General features: G+C 42.7%; 11 protein-coding genes and 1 riboswitch. Of the genes, 3 read left to right on the plus strand and 8 right to left on the minus strand.

What is annotated here, in order from left to right; translation table 11 throughout:
• Positions 1-5: 5 nt before the first annotated feature.
• Complete coding sequence (locus tag ES017_RS11480) at positions 6-1,487, minus strand: TIGR02677 family protein (protein ID WP_042535613.1); 1,482 nt, start codon at positions 1,485-1,487, stop codon at positions 6-8.
• A 180-nt stretch (positions 1,488-1,667) separates the two neighbouring features.
• Between ES017_RS11480 and ES017_RS11485 the strand changes: the two genes are divergently transcribed.
• Positions 1,668-2,129 carry a hypothetical protein gene (locus tag ES017_RS11485; RefSeq protein ID WP_075039530.1) on the plus strand — a complete coding sequence of 154 codons (462 nt, stop codon included), beginning with the start codon at positions 1,668-1,670 and terminating at the stop codon, positions 2,127-2,129.
• Between the two features lie 38 nt (positions 2,130-2,167).
• Here the strand turns inward: ES017_RS11485 and gatB are convergent, their stop codons facing one another.
• From gatB to gatC, 3 genes are read right to left on the minus strand one after another with little or no spacing between them, the layout of a single operon-like run.
• Complete coding sequence (gene gatB, locus ES017_RS11490) at positions 2,168-3,598, minus strand: Asp-tRNA(Asn)/Glu-tRNA(Gln) amidotransferase subunit GatB (RefSeq protein WP_042535609.1); 1,431 nt, start codon at positions 3,596-3,598, stop codon at positions 2,168-2,170.
• Between the two features lie 14 nt (positions 3,599-3,612).
• On the minus strand, positions 3,613-5,070 hold the full coding sequence (gene gatA / locus ES017_RS11495) for an Asp-tRNA(Asn)/Glu-tRNA(Gln) amidotransferase subunit GatA (protein WP_075039529.1): 1,458 nt from the start codon (positions 5,068-5,070) through the stop codon (positions 3,613-3,615).
• 12 nt (positions 5,071-5,082) lie between these two features.
• Positions 5,083-5,373, minus strand: a complete 291-nt coding sequence (gene gatC / locus ES017_RS11500) for an Asp-tRNA(Asn)/Glu-tRNA(Gln) amidotransferase subunit GatC (protein ID WP_009360719.1) — start codon at positions 5,371-5,373, stop codon at positions 5,083-5,085.
• 145 nt (positions 5,374-5,518) lie between these two features.
• Positions 5,519-5,620, plus strand: a riboswitch (purine riboswitch).
• A 22-nt stretch (positions 5,621-5,642) separates the two neighbouring features.
• Between gatC and ade the strand changes: the two genes are divergently transcribed.
• The gene (gene ade / locus ES017_RS11505; RefSeq protein ID WP_042535604.1) at positions 5,643-7,355 is read left to right on the plus strand and encodes an adenine deaminase; all 1,713 of its coding nucleotides are present in this window, start codon (positions 5,643-5,645) and stop codon (positions 7,353-7,355) included.
• Positions 7,356-7,424: 69 nt separating this feature from the next.
• Entirely contained in the window at positions 7,425-7,988 is a 564-nt protein-coding gene (locus ES017_RS11510) for a hypothetical protein (RefSeq protein WP_171335083.1), read from the plus strand.
• A gap of 123 nt (positions 7,989-8,111) precedes the next feature.
• On the opposite strand, the gene ES017_RS11515 is transcribed toward ES017_RS11510, so the two are convergent.
• The 4 genes from ES017_RS11515 to ES017_RS11530 all read right to left on the minus strand — a co-directional run bounded on the left by ES017_RS11515 (position 8,112) and on the right by ES017_RS11530 (position 12,284).
• The gene (locus tag ES017_RS11515) at positions 8,112-8,429 is read right to left on the minus strand and encodes a hypothetical protein (RefSeq protein ID WP_171335084.1); all 318 of its coding nucleotides are present in this window, start codon (positions 8,427-8,429) and stop codon (positions 8,112-8,114) included.
• 227 nt (positions 8,430-8,656) lie between these two features.
• Positions 8,657-9,385 (minus strand): HI0074 family nucleotidyltransferase substrate-binding subunit, encoded by a 729-nt coding sequence (locus ES017_RS11520; RefSeq protein ID WP_171335093.1) that lies wholly within the window; start codon positions 9,383-9,385, stop codon positions 8,657-8,659.
• 131 nt (positions 9,386-9,516) lie between these two features.
• Positions 9,517-11,064 carry an L-glutamate gamma-semialdehyde dehydrogenase gene (gene pruA, locus ES017_RS11525; protein ID WP_042536318.1) on the minus strand — a complete coding sequence of 516 codons (1,548 nt, stop codon included), beginning with the start codon at positions 11,062-11,064 and terminating at the stop codon, positions 9,517-9,519.
• A gap of 86 nt (positions 11,065-11,150) precedes the next feature.
• Positions 11,151-12,284 carry a CamS family sex pheromone protein gene (locus tag ES017_RS11530; protein WP_171335085.1) on the minus strand — a complete coding sequence of 378 codons (1,134 nt, stop codon included), beginning with the start codon at positions 12,282-12,284 and terminating at the stop codon, positions 11,151-11,153.

Below are 12,284 nucleotides of genomic sequence, written 5' to 3' on the forward strand. Positions count from 1 at the left end.
TTCTCCTAATCTAGCAAATGGATTTCGTAATTCGGCATCATTAACATGCCATCTTCTGCTTCCAGTGTAATCGTTCCTTCACGTTGGACCACTTTCACTTTCCACCCGTTTTCCGTTTGGACAATCCTGTCTTCTCGCCCCATCGCTTTCGCAATCCAGCCGAGCAACGTTTTACGAATGTGTGGAGCAACAATCGGAAGCTCTTGAAGCACAATTTTCCCGTCGGTTATAAGCTGTGCGAGCGCTTCTTCTTCTTGTTGTTTCTCTGCTAAATAGGCGGTCATTGTTTCCTCTTTTTCTTTTCGCCTATCAATCATTGCTTCTGGCTTTTTCTTTTCCCGGTAATGGCGAACGCGCGGTTTGACGAGCCATTCTGTCGGCTGTTCCTCCCAAATATCGCGGTACATGTTTTCCGTCGCATCGTTTTCAGCGACGATGTGTTTCGTATGGAAACAGCCGAACACAACCGCGGACAGTTTATGCGCTTCTTCTACCGTTTCTAATGACGAGAACCATTTGGCTAAATGCAAGTAGTCTTTCTTTCGGCTGCGAAAATGATGATGGCGCTCTCCTAACCGCTGGACGACGCGCGTCATTCGTCGAATCGCTTCGTTCGTTTGCTTTTGTAAAAACGATAGCTCGCTTTCATGTCCGTTTCTCCCTAAAAACCATTCTTTTAAACTGCGCCATGTGTCTAGCTTCTCTTCCGTTAGCTGTTCACGTGAAAAAACGGCGCCTTCAAAACGGGGAATGGCGAGTTGGTAAGCAACTACTTCCTCAATAAACCGACGCACCCCGTCCTCTGGCAAATCTTCGAGCAGCTTTTCAATTTGCATCGATGTTTTTTGCAATGCGACGATAAAATCACGCAAATAGGCGGTAAACTGTTCTTTATACGCAAGAAACGAATCAGACATCATCCGTTCTTCCATGTTTTCTCCGTTCAAATAAGCGATGTAATCGGCAGAATTTTGGATGATTTTTTTAAAATAATCGAACGTTTCTTCCCACACTTGATTCATTTCTTCTCGTTTTTCCCCGAATCCATTGTCAATAATCGATTCCATCCGGACAAGCGAGGCATACAGGCGGTCAAACCGCGTTTTCTCGAGCGAACCGCCAAAAGTTTCCCCTAGTTGCTCAAGGGTACGAATCATTCGTTCGATTTCGACTGTATATGGGCTGCATTGATAGCGAAACCGTTTCTTTTTAAATTCCTCAATCGTCCGAATATGGCCCGTTTCTTGCCGCGCGATTAAGTTTTTCCATTTGACGAGCTGTTCCAAATCTTGTTGCATCTCTTCTTCTGTATACGTTTGAAATTCATCGAACTGTTTTAAAAAAGCGTATACTTCTTCCGGAAACAAATATTGCCGCATTCGCTCGTGCTGTGTATAAAAATAGCGCAAAATCGCGCGGTATCGATACGCGTTGTCCACTACTAAATATTTCGCCTCTGTAATCGGCTTTAGCCATGACGTATCCATCTTTTGCTCCCCTTCTTCCATTCATCTACTATCATTGTAATCGATTCGCGAGCCGTTCTCTACTAAAACATCGTTTGGAAAATGTGATCATCTATAAGCAGCTTGTCTAAAAAATGAAACTGTTCGCTAGTCATCCGTTGTCGATTCGTGTAAAATGGAAACGAAAAGGAGGTGAATGACATGGTGGAACAGTTGCTTTACGAAATTCTTCACGAAGTAAAAGCAACACGAGAAAAAGTCGAATCGCTAGAAAAACGAGTGGAAGCAGTGGAGAAAAAGGTGGAATCCATTGAAAAAGAAGTATCTTCCTTACGCGAACAAGTTCAAGTACTAGACGAAAAAGTTCAAGCGCTAGACGAAAAAGTTCAAGCGCTAGACGAGAAAGTACAGCTACTTGACGAACGAACACTCGAAACGAAAGCGATTTGTGAAGCGATTCGTCACGGTCAAGAGGTGCTCGCCGCAAAATACGATGCACTCGCACTCGATGTCCACAACATGCAAGGAAACATCACCCGCTTAACCAACATACTAGAAGAGAAAGTACTCCCTGCCCTCACCGACCACGAATCGAGCATCCAAGTATTAAACAATCGTGTATTTAAAGTAGAAAGCACCTTGCAAAAGCTTGTTCATCTGTAAGAAAAGCGGCATTGTCCGATGGCAATGCCGCTTTTTCATTATCGTTTATTTATCTCTTCAAGCAATAGCTTATTCACAAGCGGTGGGTTTGCTTGTCCTTTTGTTGCTTTCATAATTTGACCGACTAAGAAGCCAATTGCACGGTCTTTTCCGTTTTTAAAGTCTTCAATCGATTGTGGATTCGCATCGAGCACTTCCAATACGATTTTGCGTAGCGTTGCTTCGTCAGAAATTTGCACAAGACCTTGTTGTTTGACGATTTGCTCTGGATCGCCACCTTTTTCCACAAGTTCTTTAAAGATTTTCTTCGCAATTTTTGACGAAATCGTGCCGTTTTGAATGAGTTTAATCATGCTTGCTAAGCTTTCTGGCGTTAAAGCAATGTCATGCAATTCTTTTTGTTCTGCGTTTAAATATGCAGATACTTCAACCATCAGCCAGTTCGATGCAAGCTTCGGATCCGCTCCATTCGCAACCGTTGCTTCGAAAAAGTCTGCCATTTCTTTTGTCAACGTTAATACTTTCGCATCGTACTCTGGCAAACCAAGTTCCTCAATGTACCGTTTTTTCCGTGCGTCAGGAAGCTCTGGAATCGACGCACGCACGCGTTCTTTCCATTCATCGTCAATATAAAGCATGACTAAATCTGGTTCTGGGAAGTAGCGATAGTCTTCTGAACCTTCTTTCGTGCGCATTAAAATCGTTGTTTTCGTCGCTTCATCGAAACGGCGCGTTTCTTGTTGGATGACGCCGCCAGACAACAAAATTTTCTCTTGGCGCTTCGCTTCGTACTCCAATCCTTGGCGAACGAAGTTAAACGAGTTCAAGTTTTTCAATTCCGTTTTTGTGCCAAACTTGTCTGAGCCGATTGGACGAAGGGAAATGTTCGCGTCACAACGAAGCGAACCTTCTTCCATTTTACAATCGGATACGCCTGTATATTGAATAATTGACTTTAATTTTTCTAAATACGCATACGCTTCCTCTGGCGAGCGAATGTCCGGTTCCGATACGATTTCAATAAGCGGTGTGCCTTGGCGGTTAAAGTCAACTAACGAATAACCGTCCCCTGTGTGTGTTAGTTTCCCTGCATCTTCTTCTAAATGAATGCGCGTAATGCCGATTTTTTTCTTTTTGCCGTTCACTTCAATTTCGATCCAGCCGTTTTGCCCAATCGGTTGGTCGTATTGTGAAATTTGATACGCTTTCGGGTTGTCCGGATAAAAGTAGTTTTTCCGATCAAATTTCGTTTCTGTCGCGATTTCGCAGTTTAATGCCATTGCTGCTTTCATTGCATATTCGACCGCTTGTTTGTTTAACACCGGAAGAACGCCTGGATACCCTAAGTCAATGACGCTCGTTTGCGTGTTTGGGGGCGCTCCGAATGCGTTTGGGCTGCTTGAGAAAATTTTCGATTTCGTTTTCAGCTCAACGTGCACTTCAAGTCCGATGACAATTTCAAAATTCATCACTATTTCCCCCCTTACAACGTTGGTTTTTGTTTATGATAATCTGTTGCTTGTTCGAACGCATGTGCCACACGATAAATCGTGCTTTCATCAAAATGTTTGCCGATAATTTGCAGACCGACTGGCAAGCCGTTGACAAATCCGCACGGAATCGAAATGCCTGGAACGCCGGCAAGATTGACTGGAATCGTTAAAATATCGTTTGCGTACATCGTTAACGGGTCGCTCGTTTTTTCGCCAATTTTAAACGCTGGCGTTGGTGTTGTCGGCCCGATAATGACGTCATATTTTTCAAAGACATTTTCAAAGTCTTGTTTAATGAGCGTCCGCACTTTTTGAGCTTTTTTGTAATATGCATCATAATAGCCGGAGCTTAACGCGAACGTTCCGAGCATAATGCGGCGTTTCACTTCGTTGCCGAACCCTTCACTGCGCGTTTGCTTGTACATTTCGATTAAGTTTTTCGCATTGTCTGTCCGATAGCCGTAACGAACACCGTCAAAGCGCGCGAGATTTGCCGATGCTTCAGAAGACGCTAACAAATAGTACGTCGCAAGCGCGTATTTCGAATGAGGAAGCGATACTTCTTCCCACGTCGCACCTAAGCCTTCTAATACTTTTAGGGCATCGAGCACCGACTGGCGCACTTCTTCTGATACCCCTTCGCCTAAATATTCTTTCGGAACGGCAATTTTTAACCCTTGGATGTCCCCTGTTAAGGCAGAAACGTAGTCAGGTACATCGACATTGGCAGAAGTAGAGTCCATCGGGTCTACACCAGAAATGACTTGTAGTAAATACGCGTTATCTTCCACGTTGCGCGTAATTGGGCCAATTTGGTCAAGCGAGGACGCAAACGCGACAAGTCCATAGCGCGATACGCGACCATATGTTGGCTTTAAACCGACGACGCCACAAAACGCGGCTGGTTGACGAATCGAACCACCTGTATCTGATCCGAGCGCAAATGGCACTTCTCCTGCCGCTACCGCTGCAGCTGACCCCCCGCTTGAGCCACCCGGTACACGTTCTAAATCCCATGGATTGCGCGTAAGTTGAAACCCAGAGTTTTCTGTTGACGATCCCATCGCAAACTCGTCCATATTTAATTTACCGATCGTTACTGCATCAGCTTGATGTAAACGCTCAACGACTGTTGCATCATAAATCGGATCGAAGTTGTATAAAATTTTGCTGGCACACGTTGTGCGAAGTCCTTTTGTCACAATATTATCTTTAATGCCGATTGGCATCCCGAAAAGTAAACCGAATTCCTTTTCTGTTGCAAGTTTCTCATCTAACTCTTTTGCTTTCGTGCGAGCTTGCTCTTCGTTTAACGTTAAAAACGCTTGTACTTTTTCGTCTACTTCATGAATACGTTTAAACGATTCATCTACTAAATCCGAAACGGAAATTTCTTTTTTATGTAATAAACTGTGCAATTCAGATACACGATAATCGAACAATGACATACTCTTCCCTCCTTACTCTAAAATGGCTGGCACACGGAATTGGCCGTCTTGATGGTCTGGTGCATTTTTCAATACGTCTTCTAGCGGAAGTCCAGCCGTCGGTACATCTTCACGCATCACATTTTTCATATTTAACACGTGCGACGTTGGCGGAACGTTTTCTGTATCTAGCTCGTTTAACTGCTCCGCAAACGTAATAATCGCATCTAATTGCTTCGCAAACATCGCTGCTTCTTCTTCTGTAATTGCTAAACGTGCTAAATGCGCCACATGCTTGACTTGCTCGATTGAAATTCGTGACATATGTTTCACCTCCGATATTATCGACCTTTCACAATACTATGATGATACCAAACTTTCGCGCAGTGAAGCAACATTTGCCATTCATTTTGCTCACGTAAAAAATCTCTCATTGACGAAAAAAAAAGTGTCAGTGTAGAATGAAAAAAATTTTCAAAAAAAAACAACTCGTATAATTTCGGAAATATGGTCCGAAAGTTTCTACCAAACGACCGTAAATCGTTTGACTACGGGGATTGCTCCTCGTATCGAGTTGGAGAGGAGGAACATCAATGAAACAACTTGCTGTAGCTTCAAAAAAACAATTCGCCGATGCTGTCGTCAAAAACGGAAAAATTATCAACGTCTTTACACACGAAATCGTGCAAGCGGATATGGCGATTGCCGATGGGAAAATTGTCGGTATCGGTACATATGATGGGCACACCGTCATTGACGCCAAAGGGAAATACGTTTGCCCTGGGCTAATTGACGGACACGTCCACATTGAATCATCAATGGTTACACCGAGCGAATTTGCTCGCGTCGTCGTTCCACACGGCGTCACAACCGTCATTACCGATCCACACGAAATTGCGAACGTCGCGGGAACAAAAGGCATTGAATTTATGCTAAACGATTCGAACGACATTCCACTTGATGTATATGTAATGCTACCGTCGTGCGTACCCGCAACCGATTTTGAACACGCTGGTGCGACGCTTCATGCCGAACAGTTAGCACCGTTTTTTTCCCATCCGCGCGTACTTGGGCTTGCGGAAGTGATGGACTATCCGTCGCTTTTGCAAGGAAAACAACATATGCTCGCTAAACTGACCGCTGCGATGGAAGCAAATAAACTGATCGATGGCCATTTAGCTGGTCTTGATGAAACAGCCGTTAACGTGTACCGAAGCGCCAATGTTCATACCGATCACGAGTGTGTCACAGTAGACGAAGCGCTCGCTCGCGTGCGACGTGGCATGTACGTTTTAATTCGGGAAGGATCCGTCGCAAAAGATTTGCACAAACTACTTCCAGCAGTCAATACGTATAACGCGCGCCGCTTTTTATTTTGTACAGACGATAAACATATTGACGAACTTGTCACTGAAGGGAGCATCGATCATCATATTCGCCTAGCGATTCAAGCTGGTATGGAGCCGATAACAGCCATTCAAATGGCGACATTAAACGCCGCAGAATGTTATCGCCTATATACGAAAGGCGCGATCGCCCCTGGATACGATGCCGACTTTTTGCTTGTGGAAGATTTGCAGTCGTTTTCGATTACGCACGTCTATAAAAAAGGGGTACTCGTTGCGGAAAACGGACGAGTTACCTTTTCCGTAACGAAAGCAACTTCAATCGATCAAACGATTACACAATCGGTTCACGCTAAAAAGGTAACGAAAGAAGATGTGCAAATTCCGTTTACACGCGGAAATCAAGCAAATGTCATCCGAATTATCCCAAACCATCTGCATACAAAACGGCTCGTTACAGAAGTACCTGTTGCAAATGGGGTTTTTCAACCATCAACTGAACACGATTTACTAAAGCTCGTTGTCGTCGAGCGTCATCGCGGTCTCGGCGTCGGCGTTGGCATCGTCAACGGCTTTCAATTGAAAAAAGGAGCGATTGCCTCATCGATTGCCCACGACTCGCATAACATCATCGCGACCGGAACGAACGATGACGATATCATCGTTACGATTGAACATATAAGAAATATAAACGGTGGACTTGCTGTTGTCGAAAACGGACGCGTGTTGGCACACTTGCCACTTGAAATCGGTGGGTTGATGACAGCAAAAAGTTACGAGCAGGTATTAGAACGGTTACGAACAATTCACAACGCCTTAACAGCGATTGGGGCAGCAACCGACTTTAACCCATTTATTACACTCGCCTTTTTAGCTTTGCCGGTCATTCCAGAACTCAAATTAACCGACCAAGGCTTATTTGACGTTTCATCGTTTCAATTTATTGATGTGGAGGTATAGAGGGATTTTTTATCCCTCTTTTTGTCGAATGATGTTATAATATGGTTGTATATAAAAGGAGGTGAGAACATGAGTGCACAAGTGTTGGAGAAAATTTTACTCGTCGTCACAGACATCCAAAAAGAGTTGCAGGACATTCGTGAAGAACAACGAGCCATTCGTGAAGAACAACGAGCCATTCGTGAAGAACAACGAGTCATTCGTGAGGAACAACGTGCCATCCGCGAAGAACAAATGGCTATTCGCGAAGAGCAGAAAACATTCCGCGAAGAAATAAACTCGTTACGGGAGGAAATGAATGCATTCCGCAAAGAGCAACAGTTCATTCGCGAAGAGCAACAAGCATTAAAAAATGGACAAAAAGAGCTTTACGATCTTATGAACGCTCTTCTCCATCGTCAGGAGGAAACTGACGCAAAGCTTGAAGCTTTAACGATGGGCGTCCATCGCATGCACGGTGAAATAACTGCGATGAAGCAAGAAATCCACGCACTGCATGAAAAAGTTGATTCCCACTACGAACAATTCAACGAACGCCTTAACAATCTCCAACTTGACGTTGATTTCACCGTTCATAAAACAACGATGACGGAACGAGAGCTTTTCAAAATGAGAAATCGGTTGTTTTCATAGAGAGGGCATTTCCCTCTCTATGAAATTCGATTCATATGCTTCTTTCATTTATCATTCTCTCTATCAAACATCACATCACTTGCAAAAATGGATTAAATAATCCCGAACACACCTACATTGCCTCTAATGTAATCGAGCACATAGTCTTCTCCCTACATAATATCCCAGTGCTCCCATATAAATCGGAGCTGTAAAAACAAAAGAAGAATAAAAAGGAAGCGACGTAATCGTTGCGATCCCTAAAACAACCGCCCAATCCCATTTAAATCCCCATTTTTCATCGACAAAAGAAATGAGCGCCTCTGTTACTGCACATATAAACGGAACAGCTAGTACTGCAATTGGAAAAATGGCAATAAAGAAAGAAAAAGTGCTAAATAATGAGAGCGAAAGGGCAAACGTGACAAACGCCAACAAAACTCCTATTAAAAATTTTTTCACTTATACTATCCCCTTTTAATATAAAATTACTTACTCACTGCGATTTTCTTATTGGGGTACAAAGGAAATAAATAATTGACATTTGTACCTGCAGCATCAGGATGAAATTCATAGAGAGTTTTCCACATTACCCATTATCTTATAAAATATTTAGGCGGTATAACTATGAAAAAAAGGTGTCATACAAAGTTTTAAAGTGCGTGTATACATCCGACGAAAATTACATACTATTCTAATTCAGAAACTCGTTTTTTCATCTCTACTAATAACTGATCAAATAAATGAACATATCGCTGGCGAATATGTTCATAAATTTCCATCGCTATTTGTTCATCGTATGTATGTGATGTCCTATTTCGATCTTCTAACATTTGAATCCATGCTTCTCCATCTTGAATAAGTCCTTCTTTAAATGCTTGTTTAATCGTTTTTCGCGGACTTGTCATTTCGTTGTTCCCGTTATATTCTAAGTAACTTTTCATCCATTTCCATGCTAGTTCGTACGTAAATTCAAATCGTTGAATTGTCGCGTCAAGAACTAGGTCGTCTTTTTCCACATCACGCGTAATGCTTTGATGTAGTTTATTTAATGCTTTTTCAAAGTCAAATAGTTTATCCATGATTTTATTCATCGTCACAACGGCCTCCCCTCGTTCATTTGTTAAAAAAATTGTCTTTCCTTCGAGATCAATATACGATTTGAGTTTTTCATTGCCGATCTTTTCATAATCAATAGCATCCACCGTATAAATGATATTTGCTTCTGCTAAATCGTCTTGAATGCGGTACAGCTGCTCGTTATGGCTTCTAAACTTAATCGCAATGTCGATGTCTGATGTTTCTTTATAATCGCCTCTTGCCCTTGATCCGAACAAGATCACTTTTTCAATGATGTTCGCATAACTTTGAAACACACAAATAAGGTTATAAAATGTTTGCTTTTTTAATCCGTACATGTTTGTACTCAATCGCCCATCACCACCCACTTCTATATCATATGAAGGATGTTTTTCTTCATTATACCCTATCACTCTTATCTTACGTATTTGAAACCCCTCTTAGCATTTTCGCCAAGAGGGGTTTCACATTAAAACATTTCTGATACCGTTTTTGCTTGCATATGAAGAAGTAAGTAGTCTGGGCCACCTGCTTTCGAGTCTGTTCCAGACATATTGAACCCACCGAATGGGTGGTAGCCGACGATCGCTCCTGTGCAGCCGCGGTTGAAGTAAAGGTTGCCAACATGGAACTCTTCGCGCGCTTTTTCTAAATGGAAGCGGTTGTTTGAAATGACAGCGCCTGTTAAGCCGTATTCTGTATTGTTGGCGATTTCCAGCGCATGGTCGAAGTCTTTCGCTTTTGTGAAAGCAACGACTGGACCGAAGATTTCTTCTTGCATAATGCGCGCTTTCGGATCGACATCGGCAAACACGGTTGGCTGGATGAAGAAGCCTTTCGAGTCGTCTCCTTCGCCGCCTGTCATAAGCTTGCCTTCTTGCTTACCAATTTCGATATATTCCATAATTTTGTTATATGCCGATTGATCGATAACCGGTCCCATAAATGTGCTTTGTTCTTCTGGATTGCCGACTTTTAATTGTTTCGTTAACTCGACGACGCGGTTTAATACTTGATCGTATACGTCTTCAAGCGCAACAACGCGCGAGCATGCTGAACATTTTTGACCAGAGAAACCGAATGCCGATGCCACAATCGATTGTGCAGCTAATTCAAGGTCTGCTTCTTTATCAACAACGATCGTGTCTTTTCCGCCCATTTCCGCAATGACGCGCTTGAGCCAAATTTGTCCTGGATGCACTTTAGCGGCACGCTCATAAATGCGAATGCCGACATCGCGTGAGCCTGTGAAGCTAATAAAACGTGTGCGCGGATGGTCGACTAAATAATCGCCTACTTCTGCGCCGCTTCCTGGAATGTAGTTTAATACGCCTGCTGGAAGACCTGCTTCTTCTAACACTTCCACGAACTTATAAGCAACGACTGGTGTTGCACTTGCTGGTTTTAAAAGCACCGTATTTCCTGTCACAAGCGCTGCGACTGTCGTTCCCGCCATAATCGCAAATGGGAAGTTCCATGGCGAAATGACAACGCCAACGCCAAGCGGAATGTAGAAGAAACGGTTTGTTTCTCCCGGACGACTCTCCACAGGAATGCCGTCTTTTAATTTCAACATTTGGCGAGCATAATATTCCATAAAGTCAATCGCTTCAGCAGTATCTGCATCTGCTTCTTTCCACGGCTTCCCTGCTTCTTTCACAAGCAATGCGGAAAACTCATGTTTGCGACGGCGCACAATCGCTGCGGCGCGGAATAAAATGTCTGCGCGCATTTCTGGCTTCGTCTTGCTCCACCATGTAAACGCCGCATCGGCTGTTTGCATCGCTTTTTCTGCTAAATCTTTATTCGCTTTCGCTACGCGACCGACAACTTCTGTTTTATTCGCTGGGTTGATCGAAACAATCTTATCTTCCGTCATGATTCGTTCTCCACCAATGACAAGCGGATAATCTTGACCGAGATAAGCCTGTACCGTTTTCAATCCCTCTTCAAACGCTTTTTTGTTTGCTTCGACTGTAAAATCTGTAAATGGTTCGTGTTTGTAAGGTTGTACCATATGTAAGCCCCCTTTGTTGAAATTACAAAAGCGTTTTCATGCACACAATTTCATTCTAACGGATGGAGCATACATATTCAAATTTTTTATGGTTGGTAGATGTGAACAAACGGTTCATTTTTGTCCGGGCTTTTTATAATAATACTTTCCGGTCCGCGCACCGAAGAAATGTAAACGGAAATCGGCATATAATCAGGCATTTTTTCCATGAGAAGACCTGTGACGTATTGCGTAAATCCGATAACTTCTGCTTTTCCGTAAAACTGCATAACGATGTCAATTGTCAATTGTTGTAGTTGGTCATCGCGGTAAAATGCCCGACCGATCACCCCTGTGTAATTTGGAAAAAATTCTTCAATATCAGATTTCAAATTTAAAAACTTGATTAAATCATCGCGATGGTTTTTTTCCGCTTCATCCGATGGAAACACGTAATATTCTTCATTTATTTTTTCCCAATCTTGTATGGCGTTACTTCCCTTATCGACATAACCAACCGCAAAAAAGTGCCCTGGAACAATGGACGATTTCGGTTGTTGTTCAAATAAGCCAACAACGATCGGCACTTCCCTTAATCCATCGATTTGACGTAAACGAGAAACAATTTCTTCTGCTGCTTTTTTCCCTTCCTTCTCCATATCGCTTTTTGAAATTTTTACTTCGCGCGGATACCCTTCTTCCGTTTCATAGTAATGGACGGAATTCATCGCAAGTCCGATGACGACTCCACCTAATTGCACTTTATCGTTTCCTGTTTTTATTAAGTAGTTGTGCTCTAAAATATGTGAAATGTAAAGTGGATGTTTTTTATTTTTTTCTTCATTTGTCCCTTCATTTCCGAGCGCAGGATTCAACCCTTCGCCATTTCCTTGTTTTCGTTTGAGCCACGACTCAATCGTTTTTCGATCTAAATATTGTCCTTGTTGAAATAAATATTGTGACGGAGAAAACTTGTCTTGCGCAATGCGCATTAAACCGAGTTCAAATTCATCCATATCTAATCGTGTATTCACATTTTCAACGACAAGCCCCCGCGCCTCTCCGGGTTGAAACGGTAAAATTGTGCGATAATACGAGTTAGAAATGTTGTACTTTGGAATAATCGCCTTTTGTTTTTTATTATCTGTTTCTTGCACAACTTGCTCTTCTTGATTAAATTTTGGCGCGCATGCTGACAAAGTAAGAAGCGTACAAGTGAGCAATATGATCAACCTTTTCAT

Origin of the sequence: Anoxybacillus sp. EFIL (assembly GCF_013096955.1) — a bacterium.
Taxonomy (GTDB): domain Bacteria; phylum Bacillota; class Bacilli; order Bacillales; family Anoxybacillaceae; genus Anoxybacillus; species Anoxybacillus ayderensis.